Source organism: Agromyces laixinhei (assembly GCF_006337065.1).
GTDB lineage: Bacteria > Actinomycetota > Actinomycetes > Actinomycetales > Microbacteriaceae > Agromyces > Agromyces laixinhei.
The window spans coordinates 886789-901426 of the sequence record NZ_CP040872.1; the positions used below are offsets into that span (position 1 = coordinate 886789).

The window sequence follows — 14638 nt, forward strand, 5'->3', positions numbered from 1 at the left end:
TGGGCTACTGGGCGATCGCCCGATCCGTCGAGGACTCGTCGGTCAAGAGTGGGTCGGTGCGTCGCTCGTCTTCGGGCAGCTCCATCGCTGCGGCAAGCAGATTGCCGAGTCGGCGGGCGTCGTCGAGCCCTTGCCCCTTGCCGGCCCAATCGTCGAAGGTGAGCCTGACGTTCTCGTCCTTGGTGATGACGTCCAGCACAGGGCCCTGTTTGTCGCGTTCGCGGAATCGCACGTAGCGAATGTCCGAGAGGGGGAACTCGCGCTCGATCATGCCCTGCTTGCGCACCGCGCTCTGCGTCGAGATGAAGAAGTGTTCGGGCGTCACGCCGATGTAGGCGTTGTCACCGACGAGGCGGTCGAGATTGACGTCGGCGAGGGCCAACAGTCGGGCTTCGCCGGGCACGACCCAACGAAGAACCCGCAGAACCTCGTCGGGCGTGGCCTCTTTGAACACCGCCACGGGCGGATCCAGCGGATCAGGTCGAGTGTGGACACGATTGCGGAGTGCCGCGACTTGCTCAGACAACGCCTCGGCCATGGCGACGGCGTCGCGGATGCTCCGACGCTTGGTGGTGAATGGCAGGCTGCGTTCACCCGGCAGCTCCGCCATCAGACGGCACTGACGTTCGATGTCCGCGAGGAGTCGCGCGATGTCGCTCATGGCCTCGCTGTGCTCGCGTTTCGTCTCGGCAACGAGTTCGGCGAGAAGTCGTTCATTCTCGACGGCATTCGCCTCGTCACGGATGATGTGGGCGGCGCGCAGCACCTGCGAGCGATGCCAAGACCCTTCGGCCATGAGCACGCCGTGCGTGTCGGCGATGATCTGCTCGATGTTCTTCTGAATGTAGACGCGACGGCCCGCGGCGTCAGCGTCGAGCGCCTTGAGATGCCCTCGGACGAGCGACATGAAAAGGTGTCGCTGCTTGCGCAGGTCGGCATCCTTTGTCGCGATGGAGGCGAAGATGTGGTCATTGACGGCGCCGACCGCCTTGGCCTCACGTACGGCCCTCACCGTTGTCTCGTGCAGACCGAGCAGTGTCGCCCACTGGTCCTCGTGAAGCGCTCGGAGGACGTCCCGAGTGAGTTCGATGTTCTCGTCGATTCGACGCGAGATCGACTCGAGCTGCATCTGTATCTGCAGGAGCGCAATCGCCGGACCGAGAGCGGTGAGCATCGCAGCGCTCTGCGCTGCGACGACCGGCGCGTAGCGCGCCTGGGCGACGATCTTCCCCGAACCGTCGACGATGGGGCCCAGATTCCAGCCGCCTGACGTCATCGGTTGGAACGTCTTGAGCAATTCCACGCTCTCGGGCGCCAGACGCACCAACCCCTGAGCTGAGACCGCACCCTGGGCACCCTGTGCCGCCACATTGCCGATGCCCGAAGCGATGGCGAGCTGATCGGTCAGGGCCTTGCTCGTTTGGGCGCTCATCATCTCGAAAGGCGTGAAGTCGAGGTCGGCGGGCGGCTGGTCCGCGAAGAGCACGGCGAGGCCGGGCTCGATCTCGACCAGGCTGACCATCGAGTCATCCCGAGTGGTCGCTACCGTTGCGCTTGGTGCTTCTTCTGACGCGGACATGCGAGCTCTCCTTGTTCGGCTGAAGTGATCGTAGTATGCAGACGCGCGTGGTTACGCCGCGAACTCCGGACGCGCCGACGTGGAGTCCTCACGTCGTAGGGACGTTCGCCCGGGCGACGGCTGGCTGACGCCACCGGAAGCGCAGTGCTTGCCTTCCAACTCGGTGCGGTGAGGCGGCATGCCTTCCGTGGCGCGCGGTCATCGGCGGTATCACCGCCTCGATACGTATTCCCGCAGCGCTGCGACCGTTGTGAATACCTCGTACCCGAGGACTTTGAGCCTTTCGACAGCATCAGGCTCGTCTCGTTCCAGCAGGACGGGTTCTCCAATACCTTCCTGCAGTCCGTTCGCCCAAAGGGCGTCGGCGTTGCAGAGAATGACGCCCGTGTCGTCATCCACGACCTCCGTCCCCATATCGGGAGCGGAGTAACCCTCCGTGACCATCCAATCGACGAGGTCTTTCAGCTCGGTATCCTCGGCGTCGCGCTCTTCCTCAGCCAACGTGACAGCCGCACCACGCACGAGCTCGGACTGTGCTCCGTGGCCGGACTCCAGATCCTTCAGGAAGTCATTCATCGCCTTTGCGAGCAGTTCGCGACGCGACGCTAGGAACTCCCGGAATCGTTCCACGTTCCACAGTTGCGGATCCTCCGGCACCCATTGACTCGAAAGGGCTCCGGGAAAATCGGCCTCGACTCGCGGCATGTACTCGGCCGGAGGGGTGGCGCTCATGCTGATGTTCGTGTGCTTCGTTAGGAAGCAGAAGTTGGCGACGGCATTGACTTCGCCGCGGCTGTATCCCGCTGCATAGAGCAGGGCTTTCGGGAAGATGTGGTGCACATCCAAGGAGGTGTTGTGCCCAAGCAGAGAGCTCGAGAGAGCCACCCCGGTTCCGAAGTCGCGTGCAATGTGAGTCCGGGTCAGCAGGTAGAGGGTCGGATAGAAGCGAGATCCCATCGAGTTTCCTGCGAAATCACTCTCTCGAACCGCGAGGTCACCGCGTGACTGGCGAAGCGTCCCGAAGAGCCCGTCGACGCCATCTCTTTCGACCGCTTCGAGATCTTGAGCCAATGCTGACTCCGATGAGCCTGCATATCGTCCCCACATTCCGGTGTGGATGTACCAGGCCAAGAGTCGGCTCTGCGCCGCGGCATCCGGAAGCTTGCCTCCGTGGAGGTGGGAGTAGCGCGCCAGAAGAACGAGAGCGTACTTGCTGAACAGCACTCGATCGTGATCGAGTCCCAGGCGACCCGAAATGACGTCCAACCAGCCGCTGACATACCGCTGCGCTTTCCTGAGGCCTTCCTGCACATTGACGATCGGAGTGTTCGCAAGCGCGGTGAACGGTGCGTTGCCGGTGACGATGCCGTTGACGACCCGAAGGAGCCAATCGAGCTTGAAGGTGAAGCCCGCCTTTCGCCAGAGGTCAAGGACAGCGTTGAACTCTTGCCGTGCTTCTGGCCACGAAGCACACACCTTCGCAAGAGCCAGGTCACCCTTCGAAAGCTTCGTCCCACCCGAATTGACACGGTTGAAGATGTCGACGACTATGTCGATGGTCTTGTCCGGGCCCACGACTTCTTCGATATGGAAATCGCGCTTGTCGATGTTCGCGAGCGCCATCAGGCGGTTGAAATACTCGGCCTGCTGCTTTGCGTCACCGTCGGCGAGCTGCATCATCGCCGGTAGGAACGCGCCGGGGCCCTCAAGGAAGAGCCTGCTCACGTCGACCCACGCAGGGTCCGACTTCATCTTTACGGGTGCATAGAACTCAAAGTTCTGATCGGCGACGTTGAAGTACAAGTCAATGAATGCTTTGGCGTTTCCCTCGAAGAACTTGGGTGCAGCGCCGCGGATAACCCCGTAGAGGGAGGTCACACGTTGCTGCCCGTCGAGAAGCAGCTTCACCGTTCCATCCGTGGAGACACCGCCACGGGCACTCGCGCCGGCCGCAGGCGTGATCCACGTCATGAATCCGCCGACGGGGTATCCCCGGTAGAGCGATGTGAACAGTCCTCGAACTTGATCGCCGTTCCAGACGTAACCTCGCTGAAACTCAGGAAGTGCGATATCACCGGAATCGACCTGATGCAGAAGATCGCTGACCTTCACGACTTCACCTCTCTGTAACCCGACTCTGTAACCCGGCGCAGTGCAATGCGAGAGTAGCGGGGCGCGCCTTCCCGTCGCCTACTCGAGGCGGGCGGCCAATACCATGCCGATCGCCGCGCCCAATGGAATAGGCACGGCGTTGCCGATCTGTCGAGCGATGGCGGTCTTCGACCCCACGAACTTGTGGTCATCGGGGAACCCCTGGAGGACGGCGGCCTCGTAGTGAGTGATCGCACGATCGGCCTGGGGGTGCAAGTATCGCCCCTTCTCCGGCTTGAAGAACTCGGTGCGGATCGTGACGGACGGTCGGTCCCAGTGCAGGCGACCCATGACGTCGCCTGAGCCGGACTTGTGCTTACGCCAACAGGGGGCGAGGAGCTCGTCGGGAAGGTTGAACCGGTTTCCGCCAGGCGGGATGGCGGCGAATCGGTCGAGCGAGATCTGTCGATACTCGCGGTCGAGGTGAAGTTCAGCGGGACGATAGGAACCAGAGAACGTTCTGCCGCCGAAGTCGAGCGTACGAGCGGGCAGCTCGGTCTCCGTCGGCGTCCAGGAGATCCCGTCGAACGCCTCTTCAACCGTGCGATGTGCTTTCAAATGAGTCGGGGTGGGGAATCCGGGGAACAAGAGATCCCGATGGAACCCGATGACGACAGCCCGCTTGCGTGCCTGGAATGCGCCGAAGTCCGCGGCATTGAGCACCGCATGACGGAAGTCGTACTCCTCGAGAATGCCACCGCGAGATGTCGCCGATTGGAAGTCGGCGAACTGCGACGATTTGGCGAATGCCGCGACGTTCTCGACCACGAAGTACTTCGGCTTCGCGCGACGAATCGTCTCTGCGTACTGGCGCCACAGCAAGTTGCGTTCATCGTTGACATCTTGTTTGCCCAGGGTGGAGAACCCCTGGCACGGAGGACCGCCCACGACGACATCCACTTCGGGAACCGCCTCATTCGCGAGCCAGTCCTGGATGCTGCCGGCATAGACGACTTCGTCTCCGAAGGTGGCTGCGTAACTCGCGGCGGCCGCGAGATCCATCTCTACTGCGCGAACCGTTCGAAAGCGAGGTGATGCGGAATGGAAACCCGCGGTCAGCCCACCCGCCCCGGCGAAGAGGTCGAGCACACGGATGAGACCACGCCCGTCGTCGGCGGTGAGAGGATTATGGGGGGCCGTGGGTTGCATTTCCCTGAGTCTAGCCGGCGGCTACGACCTCCTGTGTCGCACCGCGGGCGCGGCCGAGATGCAGATTCTGGAGGGATGCGATGGGCGCACCTGGCGCCTCGTGGGCGTCATCCGAAAGTACGCGCCGGTCGATGGTCGCCAATCGTGGGCGCGATACGAATCCAGAGCTCGTCGTGCGGCGCGTGCTGCACGCGGCGGGGATGCGGTATCGCGTGAATGCGACCCCCGTCCCAGGAGTTCGGCGCACCGCGGACGTCGTCTTCACCCGGGTGAAGCTCGCGGTGTTCATCGACGGGTGCTTCTGGCACGGCTGCACAACGCACTACCAGCGGCCTGCGAAGAACCAGGCGTACTGGGACGCCAAGGTCGAGGCCAACCGTCGACGCGATCGGGAGACCGATGCGCTTCTCCGTGCGCATGGGTGGACCGTACTGCGGATCTGGGAACACGATGTGCGTGCCTACCCCGAAGGAGTCGGCACGCACATTCGGTCGGTCTATGAGGAGCTCAGGACATCGCACGCACCGAATCATCGAGTGACGACTCGACCAGCGACTGGAAGTAGCCCTGCACTCCATCGCCTCCCACCAGCATCATCCGGTCCAGGAGTAGATTGAAGCTCTCGCATGACGTCTCCGGGGCGAGAAGGCACGCGTGGCACGCCGCGAGATTCAGCCCGTCGATGCTCTGCGGATCGGATTCGGAACACACTGGGTCGTTCGCACACCAAGCGACCTGCTCCAACGAACGAAGAACGACGCCGGGCAGGTAGTCGGCCTCGCCTTGCCGTGCGAGACCACCGAGGGTGCCTTCGACATCGGTCGACGTCGTGTAGATGAACACGGCGTAATCGCCTGCCCCCTCGCAATAGATGCGCTCGTGGAGCGACGGCGCAGAGTACCCGCTCACGAAGGCGAGCTCTCGCATAACTGAGTGCGCGAACGCGTGGAGGAGGAGGAACTGAGGGCTGGTTTCGTGGAGTCGGCTCCCGAGGAGCGACCCGTTCTGGTTGTCGGTGATTCGTATCGCCCGCTCCTGAACGGTCGGCTGTGCCGCCCACTCGTCGACCGCGGCCGGATCGAATCGGATGAAGATCCCCTCGCCGTATCCTTCGACGGCCGGGTACCAGCTGCGCTCCAGCGGTCGCTTCGGCACCGACGGCACCAGGCTCGCCTCGGGGCTGTACCGCCGGAAGCCTAAGGAGGCCCTGACCTCGCGCAGCCGGTCGACGAGAACCACGTCGCCGATCCCTTCCGGCGTCGAGGGCGATCGAGGCTCGACGCGAGTAACGAAGTCCTCGACCGGCGCGGATCCGTCGAGGGCGGCCATGAAGGCCTCGAACTCTTCGCTGAGCAGCGATCGCTTGGTGTCTTGGAGCGTAGGTTCGTCACTGGTCAGCGCGACGATCCGGCGGCGGATCGTTGAGTCGGGGATATCGAGGAGGTTCACGAGCTCATCGACGAGCATGTCGATGATCGCTTCGTTCCCCGTCTGGATGGCCTGCCAATACGGGTGCTTTCGGATCTGCTCATCGAGTTGCTCTGCTCGACCGTCGACCTCGGGAATGTCGATTGCCGAGACGACCTCGCCGAAATGCAGGCTCGTCGCACCACGCTGCAAGACTTCGAGCGGTTTGCCGCAGTTGCCCCACTCCCGCTCCCAGGGTTGCGTTCCGCGACAGGTGAACCCGTCGCGCGCCAGCACATCACCGCGCAGGTCGCCGAGCGATCGGATCGTCTTGCACGCATCGCACGAGACCTCGAGGGCGCTCAAACCCTCATGCGCGCCCCGAGACGGTTGGAATCGCAGGCGGTCCTTGCGGTCGCATTCTCCCGATCCGGCGCGGTGCACCCAATCGGGCCACGGCACATCGGCGGCGTGGCTCTTGGTGGCGCAGACCGTGACGAATCGCATCGGGACGAGCCTGCCGTCGCAGTCGGGGCAGAGCGGCGCGTAACCCGTTTCCATGCTTCGCATCCATCGTGTCATCCGTCGGCATTCCTGACAGAACAACCAAGCGGGGAATCGCGCGAATTCGAGCCCCGGTGTCTTGGGATCGTCGGGTTCGCCGGAACTCGGCGCGGCCCACAGCTCGTCGACCTTGAGCTTCACCGCGAGCCGATCGCAGTACACAGGATTGCGTACTTTCGATGGCGGCCATTCATCACCGGTCATCGCCATGAACGATTCGCCGAGGATGTCGACGAGCGCACCGGGCCCGAACGGGGAGATGGTCTCCGACAGGCGGATCGTCCGGATCACCTTCGATTTCGTTGCCATCAGCGCTCTCCATCCGCTCGCACCCGCACGACGCGGTCGACGGACCGCATCGAGTTCATCGTCGACCAGCCCGCGCCAGGCTCGGTGAACTGCTTGAGCAGCCGCTCCGCAGGTGTTCGTGATCGGTACTTGAGCGGCGTGCCGTTCAAGGCGGTATCCTCCGCTCGGATCTCCCAATCCTCGACCGCTCGCGTCAGCTCATCTACGACGGCCTCCGCCTCGCGGGCATCCGCGACCCTCACGTGTCTACTGAGTACGGAGACCGCCTTCTTCACGACCGACGCATCGGACTCGAAGCGCGACGCATTGTCGTTGAGGTTCAGCCCTGCGCCATGGCGCATGAGGATGACGAGCGCCGCTCGCAGTGCTCGCCGCCGTGCCTGGAGCGACCAGGGCGTCACGGTTCCGGGCTCGACGAAGCGGTAGTACGCCCGGTGGTAGGCCGTGAACGACTCGAACACGGAGCGATCGCGCGGCTTGCCCGATCGGTACATCGTGACCACGAGGCCAGGCACCTTTCCGCGCCCGACCCGGCTGGTCGCCTGGATGTACTCGGACGTCGATTTGGGCTGACCGTTGACGAGCATCAAGCCGAGCCGGCCCACGTCGATGCCGACCGACATGATGTTGGTCGTCGCGAGCGCATCGAGCGGGTGGCCTTCGCCCCCCGGGCCTTCGCCGAGTTGCTCCAGGATGCGGAGGAGATCGTCAGCGGAGACGTTCCCGTTGAGCTCCTCGATGCCGTCTTTCGCCAGCGTCCGCGTTGCCTCGGCCTCGTCCGTTACCGACTTGCGGTCGAGCGCGGCGCGCACGTCGTCGCGCAAGATGGTCACCGTACGGCCGAGTTCGCGCAGGCTGTTGTGATAGACGACGAGTGTCCAGTATGCGTCGAGTTCAGCCCCGGTCATCCCGAGTGCCACCGGCGCGCTCAGCATCTCGGTCGCGATCTGGCCGAGGGCCCACGAGGGGGTGTGGGCTTGCGGCATGATGCCGACGTACATTCGGCCGGCACGATCGGGGTCGGGCTCTGCGAAGTAGCTGTCATCGGCATCGAGACCGCTCGGTGGAAACACGGCGACTTCGGACGCCATGAGCTCTCGGATCTGGTCGGCTGACGCGCGCGTCGTCGCGGTCGACGCGATCACCTTGGGCATCGAACCGTTCCATGACATGAGCCCGCGAATCGCCGCTTCGTAGATGCCCACGATCGTGCCGAGCGGGCCCGCGATGAGGTGGAGCTCGTCTTGGATCACCAAAGACGGCGGATCGTGCGGCACTCCGCCGAGACCGAACATCGATGCACCATCATCGATCCACGCCAGCCGGGCGAACTTGTCGACCGTCGCGACGAGCATGGTCGGCGGATTCTCGAAGATGCCCTGGTCGACGACCTGCACCGGCAGGTTCGCATGGAACGGGCACTCCGCGTGCGGGCAGAAGAATTCGAACGAGAACTTGCTCGCCCTCACTCCGTAGCGCTCGTCGTATGAGGTCTGACGGTCAGGCATGATCGACGTCCCGCACCAGCTGCACTGCCGGAACTGGAAGGGGTTCTGTGGTGTCTTCTCCTTCCGCACCCGCTTCATCTGGTCGGCAGCCTGTTCGTACGTGTTCGGCGTCGTGGTGTTGCCGAGCCACAGTCCGATCGAGAACGACGGTGTGCCCTTCAGGCGGTCGTCGACTTCTCGCAGCAGCTCGAGCGCGCAGATCAGCGTGGCTGCTCGCTGGAATTGCTGGGCCGTCAACAGTCGCATCGTGTACCTGGTCAAGACCGCGGTTCCGCCTCCGTGGATGCTGCGGTCGAGCCGGCGCCGGATCATTTCGATGGCGGCAAGCCCGAGGTAGGCCTCGGTCTTCCCGCCACCGGTGGGGAACCAGATGAGGTCGACGAGTTCTCGGTCGGTGTGTTCGGCGTCGGTAGTCGACGCGAGCGAGAGAAGGATGAAACCGAGCTGGAATGGGTGCCACCTCGGTTCGCCCGCCGCGTCGGGTTCAGGTACGGGCAACAGCGGCACGCCGACCATCCCGGCGTGATCGCGAGTCCATCGCTGTTGCAGCATCTGGCTGCGCATCGCCCGGTTCGCCAAGCGGAATGCGGTGAGCACCGTGCCGCCGTGCTCCAACAGTCGGATTCCCTCCTCCATACGATCCCGAGCGCCACGCATCCGATCCAGGATGTCTCGGGCCGGGTCATCGAATCGCGGTGCGAGTGTCTCGGCCTCTCGTTCGCGGTCGGCGATCCACGTTCCGTATCCGGCGAGGAAGTCGCGCAGTCCGCGACCGAGATCGGCGGCACCTACGGACTCATCGCTGAGCCAGGCAAGCTCGAGCCCACGCAGGTCGCTGGCGCGCGCACGCACGGCCGGAACTTCCTGACGTGGCACGGTCTCGGTCGCTGCATGACCGGGTTCGTCGGAGTCGTCCCACACGACCGCGGTGCCGTGACCGATCGCGTACGTCGGCTTCGAGCGGTACCGCAACTCGAGTTCACGGTCTTCTCGCGACGAGGTCACCGGGTTGCTGGTCGGGTAGGGATGCAGGCGCCCTTCTTCGACATCGCAGCGGATACGCACCTGGAACAGACACTTCTCCGGATCGGACTTGGCTTTTCCGGCTGCCGCCGTCTCGGCGTTCGAGACGGCGATCGTGGTGAGTTGCTTGTCGCCGACCGAGCGCGTTCGCCACGCGAGCCTTCCGCGCCCATCTAGCACACTGACGTTCCCGTGCGGCGTTGAGGGTACGCGAATGCCTGTCTCCGAGACATCCCGGCGTCGCCACGATTCCCGATCAGAATCGTCGTCTCCCTCGGCTTCGGGGGCATAGACGCCGGCGTCGATGGAGACGATGAGGTCGCGTCCATCGTGGATGAACGAGAGGCCCATCGACTGCGGTGCCCAGCCGAACGCACCCACAAGACTCAGACCAGGGTCGTCGTCTTCGTCGGTCGGGTCACCGCTGACATCGATCTCGTCGTCGAGCAGCTCGGTGCCGTCGGGCGCCTCGCGGTGAAGCACTCCGGCCTCGATGTCTTCATCGAGTACGGCGGGAGCAGCTTCGGCCACGCCTTCCTCGACCGGATACAGCGTTCCGACGAGGTAGGCGTACACCGGGTTGCGTGGCAGCAACTCGTCGGCGCCGCCGATGGGGCCGAGCCACATTCGCCGCAATTGGTCGACGAACTCGTCGCGTGCGTCGTTGCTCATGCGTTCTGCATCTCCCACAGGTAATTGAATTCGGTGAAGGCCAGCTGTTCGCCGAACTCCTCGAACGTATCGGCCACGTTGACGATGAGACACCGCTCCTTGCCGCCGTTCTTGGGGCCACGCAGCCCCCGGCCGATCATCTGGTGGTACCGATTGGGGCTGAACGTCGGGCGTGCGACATAGAGCGCCCTCACTTTCGGTGCATCGAAGCCTTGGGTGAGCAGGTCGCAATTGACGAGCACCTGCGTCTTGCCCGAGCGGAAGTCTTCGATGACGCGTCGCCGTTCCTGCGCCCGCATGTTGCCGTCGACCGCGGCTGCTGACGCGCCTTCGAGCGTGAGCAGCGCTGCGATGGTGTGCGCGGATGCCACGGATGCCGAGAACACCAGAATGGGCCACGACGTGTCGTGGGTCAGGATGTCTTCGACGAGTGTCTTGTTCCGGTCCATGTTCTGACCGATACGGTCGAGCATCGACTTCGTGACGTCCTTCATCGTGTTGAACCCGAGCAGGTCTTCGGCGTTCGCTTCGACTGCGGTTCCGTCGAGGATGTAGTGATCGACCTCAGCGAGCACATCGGCGCGTCGCAGCTGGCCGATGGGGTCGTCGGGATCGAGCGATTCGAGCTTCTTGTTTCCGAAACGCTCGGCGAACAGACGGTTGAGCTCGGGGTTGCGGCCACGGTAGGGCGTCGCGGTCAGCCCGAGCAACGGCCTCGCGGTCTTGGCCCTGCTCTGCCCGCCCCGCCCCGCGGCGATACCGAGCCAGCGCAGGATCGAAGTGTAGGTGAGCGTACCCGCCCTGTGTGCCTCGTCGATGATCACCAGCGACGCCTTCGCCAGCCACGGGTACGCTCGATCGTCGTCCTTGATGCGCGAGTGCAGCTTCGCGTCGGTGGCGATCACGACCTGCAGTTCTTCCCGTGACTCGTCGAGCTCATAGTCGCCCCAGAACCGGCTCAGGTCGAGCACGCGTTCGTCGCCGATCGCGCGCCAGACATCCGCCCATGTCTGAATCGCCTGTTCACACAACTCCTGGGATTGCGCGATCCACAGCACGGGCCCGTTCAGCTCGTCGGCGACCATCATCCGAACCGCGGCCTCGACCGTCACCCGGGTCTTGCCCGCGCCCGTCGGCAAGTACAGCAAGCCGCGTTGTCTCTGGCCGTCGGTCCCCGTCTCAAGCACATGGGTGCGGATGTCGCCGGCGAGCTGTTCCTGGAAGTCGTGCAGCGGCGAGAGATCGATGCGTCCGAGTACTTGCTGGAGGGCTGGGCGCTTGACCTCTTTGGCGCCAGCGTAGCCGGTCGCGAACCCGAGGCCGGCGACGAACGCTTGGGCCTGATCAGACCCCGCCCATTTCGTCGGCGCGGCCAGGCCGAGGTCCTCGAGGATATCGCGGAGATACCAGAGGCTGTCATATCCGCGAACTCGCCAGTAGAGTTCAGCGACCTCGACATCGTCGCGCTTTCCGTTCTTCTCCTCGACGGCTTCGAGGAGCCCTTGGGGGAGCGCCCCCTTCAGCACTCCAAGCCCGAACAGCATCAGGAGCTTCTGAGGCACCGCGCCGGTGGCCATCACCTTCGCGATGAGTTCATTGCGCCGCATCCGGTCGTCTTGATCGAGGATGGCCGCGATGTCGTCTCGGGAGAGTCCGAGGTCGAGCTGCTTCGAGATCTCCCGGAGCTGCCCATGATCGTCGAGCGTGTCGTCAAGGATCACGACCTCGTCGTCGCGGTGGCTCATCAAGCGCTGGTCGATGGTTCCTGCAGGTGTGGTCACGCGCCGCAGGATCGCAGGGCTGGTGCGGATACTGACCCGCCCGAGGGGAGCCGTTACATGGCCGGGCAGGCTTGGAAACCGGTCGGTCAACGGCATCTCGTCTCCGCCGTCACGGATCTTGAATTGCCGCGAAAGTGCTTCGTTGCTTGAACGAAGCCCCCACGACTTGGCGAGCTCAGCTGCTCCCTCGACCGTTCCATCGAGGTAGGCCACGCCATGCTCATCGAGCATCGCCCGGTCTTCATCTGAGTCGGCGAGCACCACATCGGCGGGCCGGTGCAGCATGACGACTCCGCGGGAGACCGCGGGGATGCGGCTCGGGGTCTCGATGGTGCGTCTTTGCGCCGCCTCTGCCGCGAGCTCCGTCACCGTGTCGGCTGACTCGACCCGTTGCCCGGACCGAGTCAGCGCGGTAGAAAGGATTCGATCGGGCACCTGGTCGAGCGTTCGGGGGAGAGGGATGCACATGCTCGTATCCGGATCGGCGATCGGAAGGAAATCACCGTAGCTCCGCATTGCGTTGCTGACGGCGTCGTCCACGCGTTCCAACCCGGTGGTTGTGACGATACGCCCGTACTTGCGGATTGCCCACCAGCCGGGCGAGTCGATCGTGATGTCGGCGACATGTGCCGTGCTGTCGAGGCGAACTGACACGACCTCGGTCAGGGACGGCAGGACACGGAGCAGGGCGTTCGTCCAGGCGGTGATCGCCGGTTCGTTGCCCTGGAGTTCAACGAGGAGTTGCAGCGGGCCGGCACTCACCAGGTCGGGGATCCCGATGCTCCGAGACGTGTGTCCTTCCTTCTGGAGCATCCTGCGGATGACTTCCGACTGCGAGTCGCGGTACTCGGAATAGACGGCCTCGTGCCAAGGTTCCCAGTCCGGGCTGGCCTCGGTGAGCGCCCCGGCCGACTGCAAGAGGTCTCTCCGCCCCCGATGGAGGTCGCCTGCGTGACGAGCGGCGAGCGTGGGCGCCCAGGTGTCGATCGCGAATATCTCGTGGGCGGGGCGCCACAGGCCGGCGGCCGTTTGTACCAGGACGTCGAGACCTCGGTCGCGTAATCCGTCGAGTGCCGTCGAAGCGGCGGCCGGCGTTGCCTGGAGCAAGGCTGTCCACAGCTTCCCCCAGTCCTCCTCACGCCAGGACGGCCTCGTCCGCGCCGCAAGAGCCGTTGCGATCTGGTCGGTCGATACTGTCGAGAGGCCAAGGGCCTCGAGGAGCCCTCGCGCCTCCCCGTTCGCAAACCGCGCGTCGATGAGGGGGACGCCATCGGGTGCCGGGGCGCCTTCCCGCGGTATCAAGATGCCCTTGCGCGCCGAGAGTCGCTCCCAGGTTCCGCCCTCGACCGGGATGATCCTGGCCGACTCGATCTGGTCCGAGAATCCTGCATTGCGGAGAACCTGATAGATGCGCAGGGCCGCGGCGACGGATTCTTCCGTGCGTAGGTGCCCGAGCTCTTCGAGCCACTCTGTGGCGTTCGTCTCGGCCGGCGAGGGTTTCTTCTCGGCGTCGCGAAGCAGAATTCGCAGTCGTGAAATGCGCTCCCTTCGCGTCGTGAAGGCGGACCAATGAGGAATGGTGTCACGTGTCACAATCTGCTGCCACGATCTCATGGCCTCGGCGGGGACGTGTGGCACGTCAAGGCGTGGGAGGCTTCGGTAGTGGTCCCTGGTGCGAAGCGTTCCGTTCCGGTCAGGGATGATCGGGCGCTCCCGGGCCAGTTCGGGAATTCGATTCGTCAGCCAGCGGTCTGCAGCACTTCGATACTCGTTCTGGCGGGACGGAAACAGGTCGAGGTGCGCAGCCGGGTCGTCGTCTCGCGCTGATCGCACGACTACGTCGAGGAACAGTTCTGCACAGACATCAAGCATTTCGCCGTTGAGTGCACTGGTCGCAAGCAGGGTGGTCCGGTCGTCGTTGACCTGCCACGGCGCGTTGAAGATGCCGCGGGCCGTGGTCTTGTCGCGCAGCGGAAACCAGGCCCAGAGTTCGCCGAGATCCGTCTGGCCGTGCTTGGGGACCGAGTACGAGACGGTCATCGTCTTCCGCGCCATGTTTGCGGTGAGGGTCTTCAACACGTCTTCAGTTGGTCGATACTCGCGCTCAGCGTAGAGCCACGGCGTCGGCTCGCTCGCGGGCCCGGTCAGTATGACCTCGCCCGACTTCAGATCCCCTTCGCGGCGATGCGTCACCGGGATTGGGACACCGCCCTTGCCTTCTAGTACGACGTTGAGTCTCGACACCGACTTCATGAACAGGAGCGACTGGGTCTTGAACTCTTTGAGCTCCTCGCGCAGCCGCTGACCGTCGCGCATCAGCGGCAGCTTGATGATCGTGGTCGCCCAGGTCATCAACTCTGCGAGGTGTGCATCTTCGGTACGTGCGGCGTCTGCGTCGATGAGGCTCGGCACTCTCATCAACGGCACACGGCCGTCGGGCGCCGCCATGCCGCCGAAGAGTTCAGCGGTCTCAGGAGCGTTGAACTCGAAGCTCA

General features: G+C 64.1%; 7 protein-coding genes. 1 reads left to right on the top strand and 6 read right to left on the bottom strand.

All coding sequences use genetic code 11. The features are described 5' to 3' along the window. Positions 1-4 precede the first annotated feature (4 nt). From FHG54_RS04250 to FHG54_RS04260, 3 genes are all read right to left on the bottom strand, one after another. Positions 5-1522: a hypothetical protein gene (locus FHG54_RS04250; protein WP_139416168.1), complete on the bottom strand. Its 1518-nt coding sequence runs from the start codon at positions 1520-1522 to the stop codon at positions 5-7. Positions 1523-1789: 267 nt separating this feature from the next. Beyond that, positions 1790-3691: a GmrSD restriction endonuclease domain-containing protein gene (locus FHG54_RS04255; protein WP_139416169.1), complete on the bottom strand. Its 1902-nt coding sequence runs from the start codon at positions 3689-3691 to the stop codon at positions 1790-1792. A gap of 78 nt (positions 3692-3769) precedes the next feature. Further along, positions 3770-4879, bottom strand: a complete 1110-nt coding sequence (locus tag FHG54_RS04260) for a DNA cytosine methyltransferase (protein ID WP_139416170.1) — start codon at positions 4877-4879, stop codon at positions 3770-3772. Positions 4880-5010: 131 nt separating this feature from the next. On the opposite strand from FHG54_RS04260, the gene FHG54_RS04265 reads away from it, so the two are divergent. Beyond that, positions 5011-5496 (top strand): very short patch repair endonuclease, encoded by a 486-nt coding sequence (locus tag FHG54_RS04265; protein WP_233437934.1) that lies wholly within the window; start codon positions 5011-5013, stop codon positions 5494-5496. On the opposite strand, the gene drmB is transcribed toward FHG54_RS04265, so the two are convergent. Genes drmB through FHG54_RS04280 form a run of 3 tightly spaced genes read right to left on the bottom strand, consistent with a single transcriptional unit; the run spans position 5387 to position 14591 of the window. Next, positions 5387-7159 (bottom strand): DUF1998 domain-containing protein, encoded by a 1773-nt coding sequence (drmB, locus tag FHG54_RS04270; protein WP_139416172.1) that lies wholly within the window; start codon positions 7157-7159, stop codon positions 5387-5389. The two genes, FHG54_RS04265 and drmB, sit on opposite strands and share 110 nt — an antisense overlap. Further along, positions 7159-10362: a helicase-related protein gene (locus FHG54_RS17045; RefSeq protein WP_338025704.1), complete on the bottom strand. Its 3204-nt coding sequence runs from the start codon at positions 10360-10362 to the stop codon at positions 7159-7161. Before FHG54_RS17045 ends, drmB begins: the two co-directional genes overlap by 1 nt. Continuing rightward, positions 10359-14591, bottom strand: a complete 4233-nt coding sequence (locus tag FHG54_RS04280; protein WP_168197097.1) for a DEAD/DEAH box helicase — start codon at positions 14589-14591, stop codon at positions 10359-10361. The genes FHG54_RS17045 and FHG54_RS04280 overlap by 4 nt, the downstream gene beginning before the upstream one ends. Positions 14592-14638 lie beyond the last annotated feature (47 nt).

Bases quoted from the DNA above. Each gene is read 5' to 3' on its own strand.
- drmB (WP_139416172.1), bottom strand. From the start codon at position 7,159: ATGGCAACGAAATCGAAGGTGATCCGGACGATCCGCCTGTCGGAGACC.
- FHG54_RS04280 (WP_168197097.1), bottom strand. From the start codon at position 14,591: ATGGCGGCGCCCGACGGCCGTGTGCCGTTGATGAGAGTGCCGAGCCTC.
- FHG54_RS04260 (WP_139416170.1), bottom strand. From the start codon at position 4,879: ATGCAACCCACGGCCCCCCATAATCCTCTCACCGCCGACGACGGGCGT.
- FHG54_RS04265 (WP_233437934.1), top strand. From the start codon at position 5,011: ATGGTCGCCAATCGTGGGCGCGATACGAATCCAGAGCTCGTCGTGCGG.
- FHG54_RS17045 (WP_338025704.1), bottom strand. From the start codon at position 10,362: ATGAGCAACGACGCACGCGACGAGTTCGTCGACCAATTGCGGCGAATG.
- FHG54_RS04250 (WP_139416168.1), bottom strand. From the start codon at position 1,522: ATGGTCAGCCTGGTCGAGATCGAGCCCGGCCTCGCCGTGCTCTTCGCG.